The organism is Vibrio olivae, from assembly GCF_042428525.1.
GTDB classification, from domain to species: domain Bacteria; phylum Pseudomonadota; class Gammaproteobacteria; order Enterobacterales; family Vibrionaceae; genus Vibrio; species Vibrio olivae.
This window is the reverse complement of the sequence record NZ_JBHMEP010000006.1, coordinates 189,522-211,410: the sequence shown is the minus strand read 5'-3', so window position 1 is coordinate 211,410 and position 21,889 is coordinate 189,522. Positions and strand designations below refer to the sequence as shown.

General features: G+C 43.7%; 29 protein-coding genes. 28 read left to right on the top strand and 1 reads right to left on the bottom strand.

Features of this window, described 5'->3' with window-relative positions:
* Positions 1–39 precede the first annotated feature (39 nt).
* The 26 genes from ACFFUV_RS17310 to ACFFUV_RS17185 all read left to right on the top strand — a co-directional run bounded on the left by ACFFUV_RS17310 (position 40) and on the right by ACFFUV_RS17185 (position 19,451).
* A complete protein-coding gene (locus ACFFUV_RS17310) occupies positions 40–219 on the top strand; it encodes a phage holin family protein (RefSeq protein ID WP_390195130.1) in 180 nt (59 codons plus the stop codon).
* Complete coding sequence (locus tag ACFFUV_RS17305; RefSeq protein WP_390195128.1) at positions 203–685, top strand: lysozyme; 483 nt, start codon at positions 203–205, stop codon at positions 683–685. The genes ACFFUV_RS17310 and ACFFUV_RS17305 overlap by 17 nt, the downstream gene beginning before the upstream one ends.
* Positions 661–1,152 carry a lysis protein gene (locus ACFFUV_RS17300; RefSeq protein WP_390195126.1) on the top strand — a complete coding sequence of 164 codons (492 nt, stop codon included), beginning with the start codon at positions 661–663 and terminating at the stop codon, positions 1,150–1,152. The genes ACFFUV_RS17305 and ACFFUV_RS17300 overlap by 25 nt, the downstream gene beginning before the upstream one ends.
* A gap of 93 nt (positions 1,153–1,245) precedes the next feature.
* Positions 1,246–1,758 (top strand): terminase small subunit, encoded by a 513-nt coding sequence (locus ACFFUV_RS17295; protein ID WP_390195124.1) that lies wholly within the window; start codon positions 1,246–1,248, stop codon positions 1,756–1,758.
* Entirely contained in the window at positions 1,730–3,625 is a 1,896-nt protein-coding gene (locus ACFFUV_RS17290; RefSeq protein WP_390195122.1) for a phage terminase large subunit family protein, read from the top strand. Before ACFFUV_RS17295 ends, ACFFUV_RS17290 begins: the two co-directional genes overlap by 29 nt.
* A gap of 242 nt (positions 3,626–3,867) precedes the next feature.
* Complete coding sequence (locus tag ACFFUV_RS17285; RefSeq protein WP_390195120.1) at positions 3,868–5,301, top strand: phage portal protein; 1,434 nt, start codon at positions 3,868–3,870, stop codon at positions 5,299–5,301.
* Entirely contained in the window at positions 5,276–7,096 is a 1,821-nt protein-coding gene (locus ACFFUV_RS17280; RefSeq protein WP_390195118.1) for a phage major capsid protein, read from the top strand. Before ACFFUV_RS17285 ends, ACFFUV_RS17280 begins: the two co-directional genes overlap by 26 nt.
* Before the next feature lie 46 nt (positions 7,097–7,142).
* Positions 7,143–7,325, top strand: coding sequence for a hypothetical protein (locus tag ACFFUV_RS17275; protein ID WP_390195116.1), 183 nt, complete (start codon positions 7,143–7,145; stop codon positions 7,323–7,325).
* A 5-nt stretch (positions 7,326–7,330) separates the two neighbouring features.
* Entirely contained in the window at positions 7,331–7,681 is a 351-nt protein-coding gene (locus ACFFUV_RS17270; protein WP_390195114.1) for a head-tail joining protein, read from the top strand.
* The gene (locus tag ACFFUV_RS17265) at positions 7,644–8,234 is read left to right on the top strand and encodes a phage tail protein (protein ID WP_390195112.1); all 591 of its coding nucleotides are present in this window, start codon (positions 7,644–7,646) and stop codon (positions 8,232–8,234) included. Before ACFFUV_RS17270 ends, ACFFUV_RS17265 begins: the two co-directional genes overlap by 38 nt.
* Entirely contained in the window at positions 8,231–8,764 is a 534-nt protein-coding gene (locus ACFFUV_RS17260) for a hypothetical protein (RefSeq protein WP_390195110.1), read from the top strand. The genes ACFFUV_RS17265 and ACFFUV_RS17260 overlap by 4 nt, the downstream gene beginning before the upstream one ends.
* Entirely contained in the window at positions 8,751–9,326 is a 576-nt protein-coding gene (locus ACFFUV_RS17255; protein WP_390195108.1) for a phage baseplate assembly protein V, read from the top strand. Before ACFFUV_RS17260 ends, ACFFUV_RS17255 begins: the two co-directional genes overlap by 14 nt.
* A complete protein-coding gene (locus tag ACFFUV_RS17250) occupies positions 9,326–9,790 on the top strand; it encodes a hypothetical protein (RefSeq protein WP_390195106.1) in 465 nt (154 codons plus the stop codon). Before ACFFUV_RS17255 ends, ACFFUV_RS17250 begins: the two co-directional genes overlap by 1 nt.
* Entirely contained in the window at positions 9,787–10,077 is a 291-nt protein-coding gene (locus ACFFUV_RS17245; protein WP_390195103.1) for a PAAR domain-containing protein, read from the top strand. Before ACFFUV_RS17250 ends, ACFFUV_RS17245 begins: the two co-directional genes overlap by 4 nt.
* Positions 10,078–10,079: 2 nt before the next feature.
* Positions 10,080–10,418: a GPW/gp25 family protein gene (locus tag ACFFUV_RS17240; RefSeq protein WP_390195101.1), complete on the top strand. Its 339-nt coding sequence runs from the start codon at positions 10,080–10,082 to the stop codon at positions 10,416–10,418.
* Positions 10,415–11,302: a baseplate assembly protein gene (locus ACFFUV_RS17235; RefSeq protein ID WP_390195099.1), complete on the top strand. Its 888-nt coding sequence runs from the start codon at positions 10,415–10,417 to the stop codon at positions 11,300–11,302. Before ACFFUV_RS17240 ends, ACFFUV_RS17235 begins: the two co-directional genes overlap by 4 nt.
* Positions 11,295–11,903 carry a phage tail protein I gene (locus tag ACFFUV_RS17230; RefSeq protein WP_390195097.1) on the top strand — a complete coding sequence of 203 codons (609 nt, stop codon included), beginning with the start codon at positions 11,295–11,297 and terminating at the stop codon, positions 11,901–11,903. The genes ACFFUV_RS17235 and ACFFUV_RS17230 overlap by 8 nt, the downstream gene beginning before the upstream one ends.
* Positions 11,900–13,069 (top strand): phage tail protein, encoded by a 1,170-nt coding sequence (locus ACFFUV_RS17225; protein WP_390195095.1) that lies wholly within the window; start codon positions 11,900–11,902, stop codon positions 13,067–13,069. The genes ACFFUV_RS17230 and ACFFUV_RS17225 overlap by 4 nt, the downstream gene beginning before the upstream one ends.
* A gap of 9 nt (positions 13,070–13,078) precedes the next feature.
* Entirely contained in the window at positions 13,079–13,651 is a 573-nt protein-coding gene (locus ACFFUV_RS17220; protein ID WP_390195093.1) for a hypothetical protein, read from the top strand.
* 51 nt (positions 13,652–13,702) lie between these two features.
* Complete coding sequence (locus tag ACFFUV_RS17215) at positions 13,703–15,169, top strand: phage tail sheath C-terminal domain-containing protein (RefSeq protein WP_390195091.1); 1,467 nt, start codon at positions 13,703–13,705, stop codon at positions 15,167–15,169.
* Positions 15,169–15,684 carry a phage major tail tube protein gene (locus ACFFUV_RS17210; RefSeq protein WP_390195088.1) on the top strand — a complete coding sequence of 172 codons (516 nt, stop codon included), beginning with the start codon at positions 15,169–15,171 and terminating at the stop codon, positions 15,682–15,684. Before ACFFUV_RS17215 ends, ACFFUV_RS17210 begins: the two co-directional genes overlap by 1 nt.
* 11 nt (positions 15,685–15,695) lie before the next feature.
* Entirely contained in the window at positions 15,696–15,986 is a 291-nt protein-coding gene (locus ACFFUV_RS17205) for a phage tail assembly protein (RefSeq protein ID WP_390195086.1), read from the top strand.
* Between the two features lie 102 nt (positions 15,987–16,088).
* Complete coding sequence (locus ACFFUV_RS17200; protein ID WP_390195083.1) at positions 16,089–17,414, top strand: hypothetical protein; 1,326 nt, start codon at positions 16,089–16,091, stop codon at positions 17,412–17,414.
* A 468-nt stretch (positions 17,415–17,882) separates the two neighbouring features.
* Positions 17,883–18,287 (top strand): phage tail protein, encoded by a 405-nt coding sequence (locus tag ACFFUV_RS17195; protein ID WP_390195080.1) that lies wholly within the window; start codon positions 17,883–17,885, stop codon positions 18,285–18,287.
* Positions 18,262–18,468 (top strand): tail protein X, encoded by a 207-nt coding sequence (locus tag ACFFUV_RS17190; protein WP_390195078.1) that lies wholly within the window; start codon positions 18,262–18,264, stop codon positions 18,466–18,468. The genes ACFFUV_RS17195 and ACFFUV_RS17190 overlap by 26 nt, the downstream gene beginning before the upstream one ends.
* A complete protein-coding gene (locus ACFFUV_RS17185; RefSeq protein ID WP_390195076.1) occupies positions 18,459–19,451 on the top strand; it encodes a phage late control D family tail protein in 993 nt (330 codons plus the stop codon). The genes ACFFUV_RS17190 and ACFFUV_RS17185 overlap by 10 nt, the downstream gene beginning before the upstream one ends.
* Positions 19,452–19,662: 211 nt before the next feature.
* On the opposite strand, the gene ACFFUV_RS17180 is transcribed toward ACFFUV_RS17185, so the two are convergent.
* Entirely contained in the window at positions 19,663–20,127 is a 465-nt protein-coding gene (locus ACFFUV_RS17180; RefSeq protein ID WP_390195074.1) for a hypothetical protein, read from the bottom strand.
* A gap of 431 nt (positions 20,128–20,558) precedes the next feature.
* Here ACFFUV_RS17180 and ACFFUV_RS17175 point away from each other — a divergent pair, with 431 nt between their 5' ends.
* Both ACFFUV_RS17175 and ACFFUV_RS17170 read left to right on the top strand, forming a co-directional pair.
* Positions 20,559–20,720: a hypothetical protein gene (locus ACFFUV_RS17175; RefSeq protein ID WP_390195072.1), complete on the top strand. Its 162-nt coding sequence runs from the start codon at positions 20,559–20,561 to the stop codon at positions 20,718–20,720.
* A gap of 14 nt (positions 20,721–20,734) precedes the next feature.
* On the top strand, positions 20,735–21,835 hold the full coding sequence (locus ACFFUV_RS17170; protein ID WP_390195070.1) for a methyl-accepting chemotaxis protein: 1,101 nt from the start codon (positions 20,735–20,737) through the stop codon (positions 21,833–21,835).
* The last annotated feature ends 54 nt before the right edge of the window (positions 21,836–21,889 follow it).

Sequence of the window (21,889 nt, the reverse complement as noted above, 5' to 3'; positions counted from 1 at the left end):
GCTAAATAAAGGGCACTCCAGTAGGGGGTGGATATGCGTATGCCTGAAAAATATTCCAGCCCAGTCGCTTATTTTTGGGCATGGCTAACCACCGTAATGGGAACGGTAACCTTAGAGAAATGGGCCATATTAATTGGCGCGTTATGTGCTGTTGGCAACTTTCTAGTGAATTGGTATTACAAGCGTAAGGAAGACCTAAGAAATGAGCATCAGCCGTAACGTCAGTAAGCTAGCCGCCTCTGGTGTCGGCGCATTACTACTGGCTACGGCAATGGTTAAGCCTCTGGAAGGTATTGAATACAAACCTTATCGGGATGTCGCCGGTGTTTTAACTGTTTGCTATGGAATGACGGGACCAGATGTTATCGAAGGAAAAACTTATACCCAGTCAGAATGTGATGCTTTATTGGAGCGCCAACTGAAAGTCATCAAGGCAGAGGTTGATCCACTCATTACTGCGACTATCACTGAATCCCAGAAGGCCGCGCTCTATTCATTTACTTATAACGTTGGCGTTGGCGCTTTTAAAACATCAACTCTACTAAGGAAGCTCAATCAAGGTGATATAATCAGCGCTTGTAACGAGCTTAAACGTTGGGTGTATGCCGCTGGAAAGGTTTGGAAGGGACTAGTTACAAGAAGAGCAATAGAGCGAGAGATATGTTTAGCCGAACAATATCAATAGCCGCTTGGTTCTTAGTCGTGGCTTTAGTGGTTAGCTTGGTGTCTGCTTGGTTTATCGAGCACTCTCGTCGTCAAGTCATCGAGACAAAGTTATCGGCCAAGACAACGGAACTCAATGAACAAATCAACCTTAATCAAGAGCAACGTAGAAAGTTAGAAAAGTACGCTGCGATCGGGGTCAAACATGCCAAGCAACTCAGTGAAGCGAATCAGGAGATCGATACTCTTGGTGAGCAGTTGCGCTCTGCTACTCAGCGCTTGCGCGTCAACGCTATCTGTTCAGAAGCAGTGCATAGTACCTCCAGTCCCAGAAGCTTGGGCAATGCAAAGTCCCCAAGACTTAGCGAAACAGCTAGAGAAGATTATCTACGTCTCAGACGAATGATGTCGCAGAACAGTCAGCAAATTAAATATCTTCAAGATTACATTAAAACTCAATGCCTTATAGATGATTTGGGTCCTTCCTAGAGCCTGAGCATTGTGGGTCCAGCACGCGCGAGAATTTTCTATTTACGAGCCTTTCCAAAACCCGTTTCCGTTTCCGCTTTTTGATAGGTACTTATGAGCACACAAAAAGAGGTTGGTGAGCACCTAGATATCTCCGATCGTCAGGTGCGAAACCTCATCAAAGATGGGGTCCTACCGGCGGCAAAAGGTCCTGGAGGATTACACCTTGAATCATGCCGCAAAGCTTATATCCATTACCTTCGGCACTTGGCGAGTAGCAGTAAAGCTACTGTTGAACAGGATGATTTTGAAGAGGGTAGTCTGGAATATGAACGCTACCGATTGACCAAAGCTCAGGCTGATAGCCAGGAGCTAAAAAATCAAATCGCAACACAGGAAGTGGTACCTGCAGATTTCGCTACATACGCATTAGCCAAAGTGTCGGCGGAAGCGTCCGGTGTTATCGATAGTTTGCCGCTGAATATCATCCGAAAGCATCCAGAACTAAGCACTATCCAAACGGAGAATATTAAACGCGAATTAGCCAAGGCCCTGAATGCATTAAGCAGATTAGAAAGATCATTGCCGGAGATATTAGATGACTATATCCGAGAAACAACTGAGTAACTTTCAAGCTGCAGTGAAAAAGGGTCTATCAACTTTTTGGCGCCCAATGCCAATGACGGCCGTTGAGTGGGCTGATGAGCATTTCTTTCTATCTGCTGAATCATCTTATCTGGAAGGTCGTTGGGAAACTCTTCCCTTCCAGGTGGCGATACTTAATAGCATGGGGAACGATGAAATCAGAGTCGTTAACCTGATGAAGTCCGCTCGTGTCGGATATTCACAAATGTTGAAAGCTGCTCTGGCTTATATGCTCGAGCACAAAAAACGCAATCAGTTGTTGTTTCAGCCTACTGACGCAGCTGCATCGGGGTTCATGAAAGCCCATATCGAATCAATGATTCGTGATGTTCCTGTCGTTAAAGCTCTTGCCCCTTGGTATGGCAAGAAGCATCGAGACAACACGCTTGATACTAAGAAATTTTCTAATAAACGCCAACTATGGTGCTTGGGTGGGACAGCGGCTAAGAACTATCGTGAAAAATCAGTAGATACAGTGATTTACGATGAGCTTGCTGCATTTCCTGCTGATGTCGAGAAAGAGGGGGCTCCAACGTTCTTAGGTGATCGGCGTCTAGAGGGCTCTGTTTTTGGTAAGTCTATTCGCGGTTCGACGCCAAAAAATAAACATGAATGCCAGATAGAAAGAGCCTGTAAAGAAAGCGGTGTAATGCTGCACTATGAATTACCGTGTCCTCACTGTGGCGAGCTTCAATATTTTCAGTGGGGTGGGCCAGATGCTGATTTTGGTATGAAGTTTCAAAACTCTGATCCCTCTAGCGTTGCTTATTTATGTGCGCACTGTGGTGTTCTAGGTACTTACGCTGAATGGATGCCGCAGCAATATAAAGGGATTTGGAGAGATAGAAACGCGAACTTAGCAACTCAAGATGGTATGCGCTGGACAACGATTGATGATCGACATGCAGATACTCCAGAGTTCGTCAGTTTTCATATTTGGTCAGCCTATTCACCTTTTACTGACTGGCGTCGCTTGGTCTTGGACTGGCTAAAAGCTAAAGACGATGTTGGTAAGTTAAAAACCTTTGTGAACACCATTCTTGGTGAAACCTGGGAAGAGCAGGGTGAAAAACTCGACTCGGATGAACTATATCGTCGCAGAGAAAACTACATCGCTGATATTCCTCTTGGTGGTGTTGTCCTGACATGCGCTGTCGATGTTCAAGATGATCGCCTCGAATGTGAGGTTAAAGCTTGGGGGCCAGGAGAAGAGAGCTGGGCAGTCGACTTTAAAATTTTATATGGGGATTTAGCTAAACCAGATATTTGGAATGAATTGGATTCGTTTTTAAGTCAAAGCTATCAACATGAATCAGGGAATAAACTACCCATAGCATGTACTTGCATCGATTCAGGTGGTCACTTTACCCAAGAGGTGTACAAGTTTGTTAAGCCTAGAGAAAGCCGACGAATATTTGCGATTAAAGGAGTTGGCGGGATAGGACGTCCTATTGTTTCTCGGCCTTCAACATCCAACAAAGCGAAAATAAAGTTATTCGCTGTTGGTACCGACACGAGTAAAGAGCTCGTTATCGCACATCTGCAAATCCAAGAGCACGGAAGTGGTTATTACCACTATCCGATTAACTCCAAATTTGATGAAGAGTTCTTTAAACAACTTACTGCAGAAGAGCGTCGAACTAGATATCTCAAAGGGCATGCTGTTTTGGAGTGGATAAAAATACGAAAGCGGAATGAAGCATTTGACTTAGAAGTTTATAACTTAGCGGCAAGAGAAATTTTAAACCCAAACTACGCGGCATTGGCCGAACATCTCAAGGTTGTCGAAAACCCCTCACCTAAGCCCAAACCTAAACCGCGCCGGCGGTTCAAAATGAAAGGATTTTAAATGCCATTAACGACCAGGCAAGCCGCTAGAAAAGACTGGTTAGAGAAGGCTCTAACCGCTATTGAATCTGCGCAGTTAGGGTTACTGACGAATGCAAAATCCTCCATCACTTTTAATGGTCGAAGCGCAACTAATTTAGCGCCCTCGGAGCTCGAGCGGCTTAGACGAAGTTATGAGTCTGAACTCTTGAAGCTTGAAAGAAAAGAAATGGGTCAAGGGACCAAGACAATAAGGGTTATTGGATGAGGAGTAATACAATTCAACGGATGGTCGTAAATGAAATGCGTCGAATGTACGACTCAGGTAGTCCCGATCGGTTAACCTTTTCTTGGGATTCCAATTCTTATACTGCAGACCAAGTCAGTTATGCACAGTTAGAGTTATTAAGGGCCAGATCTAGGCATCAAGCCCGTAATAATGATTATGTAATTCGACTGATTCAAATCCTAAAAGACAATATCGTTGGTGCTCAGGGGTTTAAGTTACGTTCGAAGGTGATCGACTTCAATGGAAAGCCCGATCGGCCAGCGCGACAAGCGATTGAGCGCGCTTGGATGAGATTTGTTGAAGATTCAAATCTGGTTGAGATTGAGCAGTTGCTAATTGATGGGCTTGCGACTGATGGCGAAGCGCTCTGTTATCTTCGGGTGGAGCGCAATGGCAATATTGTTCCTACATTAATAGACCCAGTCCGGCTCGATATTAACTTTAACGAGGAGCTTGATAATGGAAATGTTGTTCGTATGGGAATTGAATATGACTCTCACGTAAATCCCGTTGCTTACCATATTAATGACGATTACCAATCTCACCACCCATCAGTCGGAGCGAGTCAAGAAAGCCAGAAACGCACACGAATTCCTGCTCTTCAAATGCTGCACCTATTCAGAAAAAACTTTATCGGCCAAAAGCGTGGAACACCATGGATTGCGCCTTCCTTAGGTCGTCTGTTTCAACTCGGCGAAGCAGAAAAAGCAGCTCTTACAGCGTTCAGGATAGGAGCGGCCAAAATGGGCTTTTTCCGCTCTGATGAAGATGAAGAATATACCGGTGATGGTGAGTCTGGGGACATGATGCTTAATGCCGAGGCCGGTACTTTTGAGAACATTGGTAGCCTCAAATTCGAAGCTTTTGATCCGACATATCCTTCTGGAGATTATGCTCCTTTTGTTGAACGTATCTTAAAAGGCGTTTCATCAGGCTTGGGTGTTGACTACCACTCTTTAGGTAATGATTTATCTGGCGTGAATTACTCCAGCGCTCGAGTCGGAATGTTGGAAACCCGAGAATACTTTAAGACAATCCAAGGTTGGATCATTCACTCATTTTTAAAGCCATTGTTTAAGTTATGGCTTGATACCTCTCTTTTGTATCAACGGATCACAATTGGTCAGCGTCCTCTATCTCGAGGACTTGATTACTACCTTCCTGCTCAATTTGTTGGACGTCGTTGGGACTGGGTGGACCCCAAGAACGAGGCTATGGCCAAAAAGACTCAATATGACATGCGGACGGTTTCCCTCTCACAAATTATCCGAGAGCGTGGTGATGAGCCCGAAGATGTATTCCGAGAGATCGCGGAAGAAAACGAGCTAATGGAACAGCTAGGTATATCGGCTCAACAAGTGCTGAGCAAACTGGAGGCAGAAGATGAGCCCAAAGAAGATACAGAATGAATCTCTTACGCGCTCGATTTTACTGGAGGGAGAACGAGAGTTTGATTTAGAGAAACGAACCGTTGAAGTTGCTTTCTCGTCTGAAATCGAAGTCGAGCGTTGGTTTGGTATCGAAGTACTCGACCATGCGCCTGAGTCTGTCAATTTGGAACGATTGAACTCTGGTGGCGCAGTTTTAATGGACCACAACCGCACTGATCAAATTGGTGTAGTTGAGATCGCATACATCGGCAGTGACCGTCGGGGACGGGCAACGCTTCGTTTTGGTAAAGGCAAGCGTGCTGACGAAGTATTTCAAGATGTCGTGGATGGTATCCGAAAGCACATCAGTGTTGGTTACAACATTCAAAAATACGAACGAACAAAGGGCGAAAATGGCGCTCCGGACACAATTCGTATTACTCAATGGGAACCAACGGAAATTTCTATTGTTGCTGTGCCAGCTGACGCGAGTGTTGGTGTTGGACGCAGTGAAGAATCTTTATTTGAAAACAAGGATAACAGTGATATGTCTGAACAATCGACATCTACGACGGTGCCCGACTCACAAGAAGAGCGTCAGGTAACCACTCAGGTTATGCCTGAACCAATTAACTTAGAAGATATTCGACAACAGGAACGTCAACGTCTCATTGAACTCGAGCGAGCTGCATCCGGGACTAGTTGGGATTTATCTGAGTTGAAACGCGAGGCGATTGAAAAAGGATGGAATGTAGATCAGTTTCGCTCAAAATCATTTGAGTTTATTGCGTCACAACCAGCTCCTAAAGCGGGACATACTGGAGAAGAAATGCTTCGCAAAGAACATCGAGAATATTCTCTAGTACGCGCTTTAAATGCCCAACTGTCAGGTGATTGGTCCGATGCTGGTTTTGAGCGAGAGATGTCACAAGAGCTGACTCGTCAAGGTGGCTCTGTTGTAGGTGGTGGTCTTGTTGTACCGATGAGTGTTTTAACGGGGGTACGGTCAGATACCGATAACGCGAGTGGCCTGATCGGAACGCAGCATATGGCGAACCAATTTATTGATGTTCTCAGAGCAAATACTTTGCTTGGTCGTTTAGGTGCCCGATTCTTACCAGGGCTGAATGGCAACTTATCAATGCCAAAGAAAACGGCGACATCTCAATTTGGCTGGGTAGCCGAAAAGGAAAACGCCGAAGAGTCTGAAGTTACAGTGGGTAATATCACCATGAGCGGTAAGCATGTGGGTGGTGTCGTGCCAATGACTTTTGAACTTATGCGCCAATCGTCTCCTGCAATCGAACAAATTGTTCGAGAAGATATGCTCACAGGGATGGCTTTAGCAATTGATTTAGCTGGCTTTATCGGTACAGGCGCCAATAATCAACCGCTTGGTATTCTCAATACGGCTGGCGTTCAAACTGTCGAGTTAGCGGATGCAGATAATCGTATTCCTTCCTGGGAAGAGATTGTCAAAATGGAAGGTAAGCTCGACGACGTAAATGCCCTTATGGGATCTCTAGCTTACGCTTTCCGTCCAACTGTTTATTCCGCTCTCAAAACAACTAAAAAAGATGCGGGGTCGGGTCGATTTGTTATCGAGGGCAGTGAGTGTAATGGATACAAAGCACATAGCTCTACACAAATGCCAGTTGGTGGTTCTCTCTTTGGTAACTTTGCTGATGTGATGGTTGGTACCTGGGGGATGGTTGAACTTATCCCTACCCGAAATAGCAAAACTGGTGGTTTAGATATCGGGTGCCATCAAATGGCTGATGTCGCTATCCGAAACCCACAATCGTTTGTCAAAGGTGTTGCCGCTAGCGCCTAACACTATGCCCCATTTGAACGTGGGGCATTCTCCAGAGGTATTTTCAATGGACAAAGTAAAATTAAAAATCACACGTGGCACTGTTATTGGTAAAGACATTCATGCCGTTGCTGACGAAGTTGTTGAAGTCGATGTGGATACAGCAACAAATTTGCGCCAAGCCGGCGCGGCGATTCTTGCAGACAAAGACGCGAAAGTAGGGAAAAGCGCAAAGCAACAAAGTAAGTGATGACCATGAGTAATTGGCAAGTATGTGTCAGTGAAATGGACCGGGCTCTAATCAATGAGTTCTCTATTCCTGTGATAGTTCACCAGGGAAATGATCATCGAGAGCTAAAAGGTGTATTTGATAACCCATCTGTTTTAAGTTCTATTCCTGGTGGTGGATACGTTTCTTCGCAAGAAGCTGAGCTATACGCAAAAGATGTTGACGCCTTGGGTATTGAAGTGCGTGACCTGGTCACGGTAGCGAATAAACAATGGATTGTTATAAAGCCTCCTGAGTCGGATGGCACGGGGTTAACCAAACTTGTTCTAGGGGTCAATAATGGACAGCAATCTCCAAGCGTTGAAATTCGATATTGATCTTGACGAGTTACATGCTGTTCAACAAATGCTTGGCGCCACCGATAAGGAATTTAATCAGGCATACAGCAGAGCGCTATCTAGAACAGCGGTTACTTTAAATAAGCTAGGCAGGCAACTAGTTCGCGATGATCTCAAGGCGCAAAGCATTAAATCTATACGCAATAGACTACAGAAATTTAGGCTTAATAAGAGTGGCAAAGCGTTTGATGAATTACGCCTGTGGTTTGGCCTTAATGATCTATCCGTTGGACGTTTAAAGGGAAAGGTAACCCGACTCGGAACAAAAAGGAAACCGGCAGGGGCAATGTTCACACCTGCATCCTCCAAATTGTCCACTTATCGTAATGATAAAGCGTTTATTGCCAAGTTCGGAAAGCGCCGGAGTATATACAGTCGTGTTGGTAAAACGCGTTTTCCAATCAAAGAGGGAGAGTTACCAATACAAGAAGCGATTCAGGTCGACATAGAAGACCAGATATTTGCTCAAGTGCCTGAGATTTTTCTCAGGCATTTTTCTTTGGATCTTAAGGGGAGGGTTTCACGACGATGAGTGATGGCATTCATTTAACCCATTATCACCAAATGATCGTTAAGTGGCTAAAAGAGCATGTCAATTGGTTGAAGTTAGTGGATTTTTATCCAGAAACGGAAACGGCGTTACCTGTGCCATGTGCTTTCTTTTCTGTTCAAGATTGGGAGCGAAGCGAAGATCAACGAATGAATGGGCAGCTTACGGTTACCTTGAGTTGCGAATTACTGGCAGTTTTGGGTATTGCAGAAGATAAATACCAATTAGACATACGAAATGCAGCGATGGCCTTGGCTATCGCTGTCGAAGGCGAGCGTTTCGGTCTACCGGTAGAGCCTGCAGTGTTCAGTTCGGCCGAGCCTGACGCCTTTAATCCTGAGTTGGATGATTATGCTGTGTGGTCAATCCGTTTCACTCAAGAGATCGATATAGGAAAAGACGAATTTCAATATACCGGTGTTACTCCTTCAACAGTGAAGGTTGGTTATGTGCCTAAAGTGGGATTGAACGACCAAGATTCATATGAGCAAGTAACTGATGAGCGAACTTAATTACATTGTCCGTGACATTCAGCGGCGGCTAAGCAATATGGTCAAACGAGGAAGAGTTCATAGCGTTGATTTTTCAAAAACACCACCAAGAGTACGAGTCGAATATGCCGAGAACGCAGTAACCGGATGGCTACCTTGGGTATCCGGATTGGCGTCAGTTAAAGGGCGCACTGATTGGAATCCTCTCTCTATTGGTGAGCAAGTTCTTATCGTATCAGAAAGCGGAGATCTATCTTCTGGAGTCGTCATTGGATCTTTGCTCGATTCTACTAATACCCCTCCAAGTCATTCTGAATTTGAGCATATGACTCAATTTGATGATGGGACTTCATTTTCCTACAACCGAAAAACGCATGAATTGAAAGTAGATATTAAAGGGGCGCTTTCTCTATCTACAAGCGGGAAGTTGGATATATCCGTTGAGGGGGATGCTTATATCTCTTCACTCGGGGCCGTTTCTGTGGAATCTAAGGATTCCTTATCAATCAACTCCGGTGGTGATATCGATATTGAAGCGGAAGGTAACCTATCCCTTAAAGGCACAAGGATTGATCTTAACTGATGGCGTGGATACCAGAACAAACCGACCTGGAGCATAAAGACTCTGATTTGGCTATAGAGCACCTCATTTCTTACGAACCTGGAGTTAGTGAAGTTGTTTCGTCTTATCAGTGGACGCTACAACCCGAAAAACCAATCCAATTCGAAATTGCAGCAGACGGTACAGGCGTAACACTGAAAGTGGCTCCCTTTAGCGGACTGTTTAAGCCGGATTATATTGACTATTGGACTCCTGAAGGCATCAAGCGTGTCATGTCCTGGGATGAAATGCCTTTAGGAAGGGAAATTATTGAGTTCAAACCAACATCTACTGCCAGCCGAATTTATCAGTTAGAAGTTATCGCAACGGTTATAAAAACACGTGAATCCACCCGCTACACAGAGGAAAGAAACCAGCGATTTAACATTGTGGTTTCGCATGATTATGACGAAGGAAAACGCCGGCTACAGGAGTACATGTTATGAGAGCCATCTCTCGACTTGGTGATGGTGGTACTGGGCATGGAGCTTTCGTTCCTCGCCCAAGTAACCAAGGTTCAGACAACGTATTTTGTAATGGTTTGCCAGTTCATCGGCAAAGCGATTCTTGGGCAGTGCACTGTGACCCGTCTCTTTCCTGCCATACAGGAGTTTTGTTACAGGGAGCTCAAAGCATATTTGTAAATGGTTTACCCATAGGCAGGCTTGGTGACCCTATTGATTGCGGTTCGCTTGTTGCAGCAGGGTCCCCAAGTGTCTTTGCTGGAGACTAACGATGATTGGTATGGACATGAATACCGGTAAGCGCTTAAGCGGAGTCGAGCATCTAAAGCAATCAATTCGCAAGTTACTTTCAACACCCCTAGGCTCTCGAGTGATGAGGCGTAATTACGGAAGCAAGCTCTTTGAGCTAATTGATAATCCCACCAATCCAGAAACGGTTGCGGACATTATTTCTGCTACCGCTGAGGCATTAAATACCTGGGAGCCTAGGATTCGAGTTAATCGAGTTGAGGTTCGAAGTGCATCGAAAGGGAAAGTTACTTTAGCGATTACAGGTATTTATTTGCCCAATGGTGAAAGCATTACGATGGAGGGGATTCAGATCGAATGAGTATTCAAGACTTATCATCATTACCGGCGCCATCGTTACTCGAAGAGATCAGCTACGAGACAATTCTATCTGAAATGGTAGATAGGCTTGTCTCGGTAAACCCTGAGTTCTCTGCTCTGGTGGAGTCAGACCCCGCATATCAGGTGCTTGAAGTCGCAGCATATTTCAGAATGCTCGATCGACAAAGAGTCAATGAGGCAGCTCTTGCGACGTTGCTGCCATACGCTTCAAATACCGATTTGGATAACATTGGAGCTCGGTATGACGTTGCCCGTTTAGTGATTTCTCCCGCTGATAGCTCTACCGTTCCTCCAACGGAAGCGGAGTTAGAGCCAGATACTGACTTTCGGCGCAGAATCCTATTGGCTTTGGAAGGCATCTCAGTGGCGGGACCAACGAACGCCTATTACTTTCACGCTCTATCGGCCGACCCGTTAATTGCGGATGTTAGTGCAACAAGTCCTAATCCAGGTGAAGTTTTAGTGACTATTTTATCGAGAAACGACAATGGAGAAGCAAGTCAGGAGCTGATTGAAATCGTGCTAAATGCACTCAATGCAGAAGATGTCAGACCGTTAACCGATGAAGTGATTGTTCAGTCAGTAAAGCTGGTGGAATACAGCGTTGATGCCACCATTTATGTTGATGACTCTCCAGAATCTGAGCCTATCGTTGAAGAAGCGCTTGTTAGCCTGGATCGCTATATCAATGGTCAGTTTCGGTTGGGTAGGAGTATTCGGCGCAGTGCAATAATGGCTTCTCTCCATGTCACAGGAGTACAGAATGTCGTTCTTACTGAGCCTCAAGAAGATATTCTGATATCTAAGGAGCAAGCGGGGCATTGCGTCCAGATTGTGGTAAGTAGTGGAGATCTTGATGAGTAGTATTTTGCCGCCAAATGCCACGAAGTTAGAAAAAGTACTCGTAGATGTACTCAATTCACCGCTAGAAGTTTCTATCCGAGATTTATGGAATCCTCAAACGTGTCCTAAGGCGTTTCTTCCCTATTTGGCGCAAAGCTATTCTGTGGATCGCTGGGATTCCAATTGGAGTGAGCAAGAAAAACGAGCGGCTATCGAAGCTGCGTTTTATGTTCACAAACATAAGGGAACCATTGCTGCAGTAAGGCGAGTCGTAGAGCCCTTTGGTTTTTTAATTAATGTCGTTGAGTGGTGGGAAAAATCGCCTAAAGGCAGACCTCATACATTTGAGTTGATCATTGGTGTATCGGGCAAGGGAATTACCGAGGCTGTCTACCGCCAAATGACAGACCTTATTGAAGACGCCAAACCACTTCGAAGCCACCTATTAGGGCTTGATATACAAGCTCAGACGGTAGGGAGAACTTTCATTGGCGTTATTAACTATTGTGGTGACATTACAACAATTTATCCCTACCTCCCCACACTAATTAGTGTTGAAGGAAACTACTACCAAGCACATGGCCAACATATTATAGATGACGCGAGTGTATATCCTTTATGAGTACCTATTTCACAATCTTAACGACGGTAGGAGAAGCAAAGCTCGCTAACGCAACTGCGCTAGGACTTACTGTCAAATTGACTCAGATGGCCATAGGAGATGGCAACGGCAGTTTACCGACACCGCAACAGGAGCAAACGGCCTTAGTTAACGAAGTAAGGAGAGCAGCCCTTAATTCTGTCGATGTCGATAAAGATAATCTGAATTGGATTGTCTGCGAGCAAGTTCTACCAGAAAGCATCGGCGGTTGGACTATTCGAGAAGTCGGTTTGTATGACGAAGATGATGACTTAATTGCTATAGGCAATTTCCCTGAGACTTATAAGCCGATACTTGCGGAAGGCTCAGGTAGAACTCAGACGATTCGGATGGTTTTACAAGTCAGTGCCACTGCAGCGGTTGAGCTGAAAATTGATCCGTCAATTGTGCTTGCGACGAGAGAGTATGTTGACAAGAAAGATGCGGCACATACTGCAGCGGTTAATCCACATCCTCAGTATGTTTTAAAAGCGCAAGCTCAGTTTGAACCTTATGATAATTCACGTATTTATACCTGCGGTGAAGTCTGTACCACTATAGAAAAAGGGGAGCTGTTGTACTGGCAATGGTACTCGAATGTTGAATCTCTAAGCGGCAAAAGCCCATTAGATGAAAGCAACCGTCAAGTGGGGTGGTCTGCGATAGATAAGCCTTTCTATTGGATTCCTTACAAAGGTGACATTACGGGAATGCCATTTTACTGGCTTGATGTATCGGCGCCCGAGTGGGCGGTTATGGAAATTAACGTAGATCTCCCAGCACGAGTCTATTGGCGATTGGCTCGTTTGTATCCTGAGTTAGTTTTTACTGCCGATGACGTTGAATACATCAATACTGGTGAGATTCGAGGTGAATACCTCAGAGTTCTAGACCAGGGACGAGGTATTGATGTTGATCGTGCTTTAGGTACTTCGCAATCTGCGAGTGGTGGAGGTTTAGCCCAACTGGCCACAGGTGGATGGACAGGTAATGTCCGGCGTGTTGTAGATGTTCCATCTGATGGTAGCTGGAGTGAATATACCAGTACTGGCCGTTCTACACCGTATTCGGTTGGCGTAAGAGCAAGAAATTCCACTGATGGTGTCAATGTTCGAAATGTCGCTCGGCCCATGGCGATAGCTATTTAAGGATGACTTATGGTTGAAACAAAAAAATACTGGATGGTTGATCCGTCCACTTTCGTTATCTCACAAGAGTCCAATATTGCTGAATATCGTGGAGGCTTATTTCATGTTCCTAGAAACGCAACAACAATTAAACCTTTGGATGCGGGATCTGGATACGTAGCTGTTGCGACCATGAATGATACAGGGCAGTTTATTGGCTCAGAGATTGTAGAAGATCATCGTGGGAAAATAGCTTATGCCAAAACAGACTGTTTGGTTGAACAGGTAGTTAATCAGCTTGGGCCATTAACGGAAGGTTGGACTCTCGAAAAACCGCTAACTCACTTTGATGAGTGGGACGGTGAGCGTTGGGTCACTAACGAAAGTAACCAATATATCGAAAGGTACAATAAAGTAGATGATGAGCGTCGAGCTGCCTACGTTGAAATGGTTTCGCCGCTAACAGAAGAAGCTTATATCAAGCGTTATTTAATCAAATCAGAAGCGGCTATATCCGAAGCCGAAGAGTTGGAAAAACAGGCTCTAGCCGCAAGAAAGAAAATTCAAGAAGAGCACCCTTGGCCTGAGCCAATTGAATCCTGATAGCCCGTCTTAATGACGGGCTTTTTAATACCATTAAGGTAGGAATTATCCATGACACAATTTCTCCATGGCGTTGAGGTCATCGAAATCGATGATGGTTCACGCCCTATTCAAACTGTGAAATCGGCAGTCATTGGCTTGATTGGCACAGCGCCTAAGTCAGCACAAGCGACAGCTGCAACTTTGACGGTTGGTAGTTCTATTCTGAATGACGGCTTAGTTTTCACCGCGATATCACCTGGGACGCAAGGGAATGCGATTAGTATTGAATTGACCGCGTTGCAACAAGCGAATCGTGATGTCGAGGTTACCTTAAATGGACAAGCTATAGCAGTTTCATTAGCAACGGATGATGAGGGACGAATTAGTTCAACAGCCAGTCAAATCAAAGATATCTTTGACGATAATACTGAACTGAGTGCTTTAGTCTCTGTTACTACTCTTGGTTCTGGGACTGGTGAAGTCGCTCCTATTTCTAAGTCTTATCTGGCTGATGGTTCCGATGAGCCATTTCCTTTGGGTGTACCCGTGGCCGTTGCGGGTACGAGGAAAAGTATTGATGACCTCGGTGATGAAGGCACTTTAGCTGCTGCTTTAGATGACATTTTTGACCAAACCGGTGCTTTAGTAATTGTTGTTCGTGTTGCTGGTGGCAATTCTGATGCTGAAACCCAGTCAGCAGTTATTGACGGTATGCAAGGATGGTTAGACAGCCAAACACAAACTGGCTACACACCTCGGATTCTATGCGCACCTGAATTTAGTGAGTTTGATGCTGTTGCTTCTGAACTGGAAGCGAAAGCAAAACGGTTGAGAGCTATCGCCTACTTGGACTGCAGTCGTACATCGTCATATACCGATGCGATAAAACGTGCGCGTCAGTACAGTGAACGAGTTGAACTTACATGGCCTTGGGTTGTTGTATACGACACGACGTTATCCAAAAACATAGACCGTCCATACTCTGCTCGAGCTGCAGGGTTACGTGCTCGAATTGATGGTGAAAAAGGGTTCTGGTGGTCCAAATCGAATCAACAAATTTATGGAATCGTTGGCACTACTCAACCAGTGGACTGGTCACTTGGTGACTCTGAAACGACAGCTAACATGCTCAATGAAAACAAGGTCAGTACCATTATTCGACAAAGCGGTTTCAGACATTGGGGAAATAGGACGTGTAGCTCTGACCCAAAATGGACTTTTGAGCAAACTCGTCGTACGGCCGATTTAATCAATGACAGCGTCCAAACGAATCACTTATGGGCGGTCGACCGAAATATAACCAAGACATACGTCGAAGATGTGGTCTCTGGTGTCAATTCGTACTTGCGTGAACTCAAATCGTTAGGAGCTATTCTTGGCGGCGAATGTTGGGCGGATAGCGAAATCAATACACCGGCAACCATTCAAAAAGGGCTGGTTTACTTCGACTTTGATTTTTGTCCTCCATATCCGGCTGAACACATTGTATTCAGAAGCCGGCTCAATAACGATTACCTAGAAGAGGTGTTTAACTAATGGCCGGTGATAACTTACTGAACAAATGGTCCATTTGGGTTGATGGTATTGGCAAGGCTGGAAACGCCAAAGAGTACACACCACCGGTGTTAGAGGTACTGACGACTGACTTCCAAGCCGGTGATATGGATATGCCGGTTCCTGTCGATGATGGAATGTCTCCGATGGAAACGACCTTTTCTCTCTTTGGTATCGATATGGCTGTACTCCCTCTGTTTGGGTTTCGGCAAGGTTCGCGTACAGCGGTTTCTGTCCGTTCCACATATACAGACCGAGCTGGCAACGCAATGGACTTGGTTGAAGAGCTCGGTGGAATGATTACCAAAATTGAGCGAGACACTCAGGATACAGGTAGCCAGCGTGACAAAGCCATGAAAGTCACAATGAAGCTGGATTACTACAAAGTTGTCAGCGCTGGTGTCGTACTTATTGAAATTGACCCAATTAATCATGTTCGCAGTTTAGGGGGCATCGACATGCTTGAAGGTATTCGCGCTGCCTTGCAATTATCGTAATGGAGAACCATATGACTTACCCAGTTGAAACGGTAGATATTAAATTGATTTACCCAGTCTTTTTTGAAGGCAACCAAGTAGAAACTTTAAAAGTACGAAGACCCAAAGTTCGCGATCAACTTATTGCTGACAAGCAAAACGCTAACGAAGCGGATAAAGAAATTCACTTGATGTCGTTACTCGCTGGAGTTGACCAGGCTCTGATTCAGGAATTGGATCTAGATGACTATGGTCAACTGCAGGAGGCTATCGTGGGTTTTCGGAAGAAAGGCTCACAGAGCGAGACATCCAACGCGGAGTGATGTTATTGGCCAGTCATACAGGCTGGTCCCTCAGTGAGCTGCTCGACCTTCCTCTCAGTACCCTAATCGATTTCATAGAACTACTTCCCAAACGAGATAACTATGGCCACTCAAAATCTTAGAACTGTCGTAACGCTCGGTGGTGCGGTTGATAGTAGCTTTAGCAAAATAGGTTCTACTTTTACTGCGTCGATGGGCAAGGCAACGAAGACCGTCAAAGAACTAGAACGTGAACAAAACAAGTTAACTAAAGAGATTCGCAAATCCAAATTAGCCGGCGCGGATGTGAGTTTGCTAACTCACCGTTACCGCCAGTTAGGGCAAGAGCTTGATGATGCCAGGGATAAAGCGGATGCATTCGACCGAGCAGCTAATGTCGGAAAGAAGTTTCGAGGTATTGCGACTGCAGGAGCAACAGCAGTAGGGAGTATTTGGGCCACAGGTACTGCGTTGGCTGGATTAATGACAATTACCAATCAAAATACCGCGAGTATGACTGGTATGGCCCAAGCTTACGACATGAGTATCGACCGTTTCAAAGCGTGGAATGGCGTTGCTCAACAAGCGGGGCTAGAGGGTGAGAACGTCGGGGATTTGGTTGAAGAGCTCACCAATAAATTTGGTGAGTTTAAAGCATTGGGAGAACAATCTTCAGTTGCTGATGTGTTTGGCTCTTTAGGGATAGATCAGTCGATGATGGATGGAATGGCCGCTGCTGATCAATTTGAATTTATCATGTCGAGGTTGGAGAACGTAGGAGACAAGCAACAAGCCGCCTCGTTGGCTGATATGTTATTCGGTGGAGAGGGCAATAAGCTTGTTACGTATATCCGAAATACGGGCCAAAGCCTAGACAGCCTTTTGGATAAGCAAAGATCGTTTAACCTATTAAGTCAAAGAGGTGCTGATGGCGCCGTTGCCTACGGTAATGCATTTCGAAATCTAACATCTGTTGTTCAAAGTGCTTGGCAAGAAATCGCGGGTATTGTTGGTGGAGAGATGTCGAAAGACATTGAAACGCTAGCTACCGATATTGGGAAGTACATTCGAGAGAATAAAGAAGCGGTCGCCGGCACCTTAAAAAGTCTTGTTTATGGTGCTAAGGATTTTACGCTTGCATTATGGAGCTTAGGCTCTCGAGTCAATCAAGTTGTGCAGTTTTTTGGAGGCTGGGAAACGGTCGGTATTGCAGTGACGATCACTGATCGCTGGAAAAATGATTATTGGTCTTGTTTCTTTAGGTTCTACGTTATTCAGTCTAGTCAGGACAGTTGGCTTAATGAAAATGGGTATGGCTGGATTAAACGTGGTAATGGCCGCGAACCCGATAGGTTTAGTTATCGCCGCTGTAGCGGCACTTATTGCTATAGGGATTTCTCTTTATACACATTGGGACGCTGTTACCTCCTTTTTCCAAGAGAAATTTAATTGGTTTAAGACTGAGTTTCCAGCGACTTTCGAATTTCTGAAGAACCTCTGGGATTGGTCACCTTTAGGACTCATCATCAACAACTGGAGTGGGATAACAGATTTCTTTAAAGGGCTATGGGGTGGCATCACTGGCTTATTTGAATCTGGCATAGCCAAAATCACAGGCGTTTGGGATACCGTTACGGGATGGCTTGACGCTATTAAATTTTGGGATGACTCCGATTCTAAAATAACAGTCAGCCAGAAAGTCAATGAAGCTCGAGATCGAAGTCAGAGTGCTCGAGCTCAGGAGGCGATAACAACTCGTTCTAATCCAAAACGAGGAAATACGGTCAACCAAAGTGTTGGAGAGATCAAAGTCTATGCTTCTCCTGGCCAGTCACCTCAAGAAGTTGCTCAGGCCGTTCACTCTCAATTGGGAGGCTATCAGAACAGTGCTTTATATGACTTACCGGAGGCAAGTTAATGGCGAGCGTGATGCTATCTCTTGGTGGTTTCAAATTTCATATAGAAAGTGCGGCTTACAATGAGCTTATTCGAACCTGGCAATGGCGCTGGGCAAATCAATCTAGAGTTGGCGTAAATGATCTACTTCAGTACACCGGCCAAGCAGCAACAAAGATATCGCTCAGTGGCCGAATAGCCCCGTTGTTCCGAGATGTTGGTACCCAACAAGTGAGTTCTCTAGCCAGCTTAGGTAACCAAGCTAAGCCGTTACTTTTAATTAGTGGTCTAGGTGATGTTTTGGGCTATTGGGTCATGACGAACCTTACCGAAAATAACAATAAATTTATCCAGGGCGGTGTGCCCAGGGGGCAGTCTTTTTCTTTGGAGCTTTCGTTTTATGGCGATGATTTATCAAACCCGTGACGGGGATGTATTGGACGATATTTGCTGGCGCTATTACGAGAGAGTAAATGTCGTGATCGACGTTCTTAATGCCAATCCTGGGATAGTCGAATATGGAGCAGTTTTGCCCAAGGGATTGAAGCTTGTTTTACCAGAGATAAGTAAAGCGTCAGATGAAGAGATAATTAGTTTATGGGATTAGCTTACAAGCCGGACTTCAAATTGACCGCTGATGGTAAGGATATTTCAGACATCATTGCAAAGAACTTGATCAATCTAACATTAACAGATAAAGCCGGTACCGAATCCGATCGATTATCTATTGCACTTAGTTGGCCAAGCAATCATAAGACACCAACTAAAGGTGCTGTACTCAAGTTATCAATAGGGTTTGAAGGACAGCTGGTGGACAAAGGTCAGTTTGTCGTTGATGAAATAAATATTAGTGGTCCTCCGAGGCGGCTTCAAATTGTCGCAAATGCAGCTCCTATGGATAGCACAAAACAACTGGGTAGCTTACAAGCCCATAAAACCAGAAGTTGGGATTCTGTAACTCTTGAAGATGTATTGAAGACCACGTCCAGTGAGCATGGCTTAATACCGAGAATGAGTAATGATTTTTCCCAAATTGCAATTGAGCACCTCGATCAGATAAATGAAAGTGACATGAGTTTAATGACTCGGCTTGCTCGGCGCTATGGCGCTATTAGTAAACCAATGAATGGTTATTGGTTGTTTCTTAAAGAAGGGCAACAAGAGTCGGCCTCTGGAAAGACCTTACAGAATTTCACTATTACTCGCGAAATGATTTCCAACTGGCAGTACAGAGACTCTAGTCGGAATGATTCAAAACGTATTGTGGCAACTTATCATGATGTGAAAGGTGGTCAAACAAAAGAAGTATCAGTGGGCAGAGGAGAGCCAGCTTTTAGGATTTTATTTAAATATTCAAATTATGAAGATGCTGAGTTTGCTGCTGTTTCAATGTTTCATAAAAGATCAAAAGGCTCTGAGTCTTTGGAAATCTCTGCACCTTTAACACCTGATCTGATCCACTTGTCAACAATGTGTGTAGTACATTGTGTTGGAGTAGGGGAGAAAGAAAATCGTGATTGGCACGTTAACTCGATAAAGCTGTCAATTAACGAGGGCGGCTCTGATATTTCTATATTAGCAGGAGCTTAATTATTGTTAAGAATAACTGACTTATTCTTAAACTTTTTCTATATCAATAAGCTTAATCGTTTATTTGGTTTAATTATGAAAATGAGGGTTAGGGTTGCAGTTTTTTTTGATATTTCGTTGATTTTTAATATTAAACAATTGACTCAATATACTAATATGCTACATTTTTCATATGGATTCTATTTTTTCTCTACTCTCTGAGTTCCGTCTTTTAGGCGGATTTTTTTTGGTCGGATTTTTGTAATAAATCTTCAATTATCCTATTCAAATCGAAAAGGTTATCATTAAGGATATAAGTTTGCTCATTTAACTCATTGAGCACGATATCATTATCATTTATTAATGATATAAATATCACGTAATGATTATTTACCCTTTCTAATGCGCTTTTAACGTTCGGTGCTGATGGGCTTATATTATTAATTATATTATTTAAATACGATAGATTTGATTCTATTTCTTTTACTTTTTCATTAATATTAAACTGGTTTTGGTTGATAAATTTATCATTTATCAATAGGTCATAAATCTCACGTACGATTATTGTTAATTGTCTCACTGTTATCAGTGCGTCCATTAGGTTTGTTTCTTTTTCCATAGTTTTTAGTAAAGATATTCCATAGTTTGTCATTAATGAAACTAAAACTATGGCTAACAATATAAAAATTTCTGTCATACAATCTCCCGTCAGAGATTTGATTATATTTAACATTATGAAAAAAACAATTATTTCAGTCACATATGAAGATACTTTGTGATCTTTGTATTGATTTATCTATTATTTTTATTATTTAAATATGAAGTGTTTTAAGTGTAGGGAATATCATATCTTATGCCTATTTTTTCTCGTTTTAAAATTGAGATTTACTTATATTGATAAGGTTAATTTATTTTCTTTTGTTTTATAACTTAAGGTTTGTGTTTGATTTTTATTAAGTGCTACCACTATATTGACCTGAAGTAGTTGCTGGGTTTTGAGAACGCTTCCCCTTTGTGTGTAAAAGAGAGGTGGTCTAGTCTTTTTAGTATACGTTATACTTCACTACCACAACTAAACGTCAGTTCAGAGGTTTTATGTTTTTTAAAAAGAAGCAGAATGAGCAATCCATGCTAAAAGAGCAAAATTTTGCGCTCAATGATATTCAAGCGAGTCTTGAGAGCGATATGCTCAGGTTCTCTTTAGACGTAAATGGTAAAGTCACTTCAATAAATACAAATGTAACTCAGGAACTAGGGTTAGTTGATAGTATGTCACAGGGAAGGTCATAACCGATCTAGTGCCTATGGATGCCCGTGATACGAAACATTTCAAGCGAACAGCGCAAGCGATAAAAGATAATAAGCATTGGAATGGCGCTTTTCAGATTGTGAAAGGGAATGGTGAAGAAGGGTGGCTACGAGCGATTCTTCATCCAGTGAAAAGCAGTGATGGCCAGACAAAAAGTTTCATTATGTTAGCTTCTGAACTGACACGCACCATTGAACGTTCAAGAGCTCAAGAAGATATGATGAAAGCGATTCATCGCTCAATGGCTGTCATAGAGTTTTCACTGGATGGCATAGTTCTAACTGCCAACAATAACTTTCTATCTGCTGTTGGATACAAGTTAGAAGATATTGTCGGGCAACATCACCGTATGTTTTGTTTTAGCGATGATGTTGAGATTTCTGAATATCAGGAGTTTTGGAGAAAGCTAGCTTCAGGGCAATTTATATCTGGACAGTTCAAACGAGTGGGTAGTTATGGACAAGAGCTTTGGCTTGAGGCTTCCTACAACCCAATTCATGATGAAAATGGGAAATTGTATAAAGTCGTAAAATTTGCATCTGTTGTCACTGAGCAGATCCAGAAAGAGGTAGCTGCAAGAGAAGCCGCAAATATGGCAAGCTCTCTTTCAGAAGAAACAAGAAAGCAGACAGAGCGTGGTGAACAGATTATTGCCTCAACTGTGCAAAACATGGAAGAGCTATCAGATTTGATGGAGCAGGCGAATACCGCAATTGATGCCCTCAATGAACATTCTCAAAAAATAAGTGAATTAGTTACTAGCATTAGTGGCATCGCTGATCAAACCAACTTACTTGCACTAAATGCTGCAATAGAAGCTGCTCGAGCTGGTGATCATGGGCGTGGTTTTGCCGTGGTAGCAGACGAAGTTAGGCAGTGGGCCTCTCGCACCAATACCACAACCGAGCAAATCGTCGCTATGGTACTTGAAAATTTAAGCAAAACAGAGAATGCTGTTAGCCTAATTTCTCAGTGTGAAAATCAGGCAAATAGCAGTCTGAAATTGTCTAAAGAAGCGGGAAGTGTTATCGAGGATATCCAAAGTGGTGCTGACCAAGTGATGTCAATGATTGGTGATCTAAACAGAAAAATGTAGTTACTGAGGTATGCTTTTTAAAGTTTTTATTTAAATAGCCCCAATTTCGCCCCA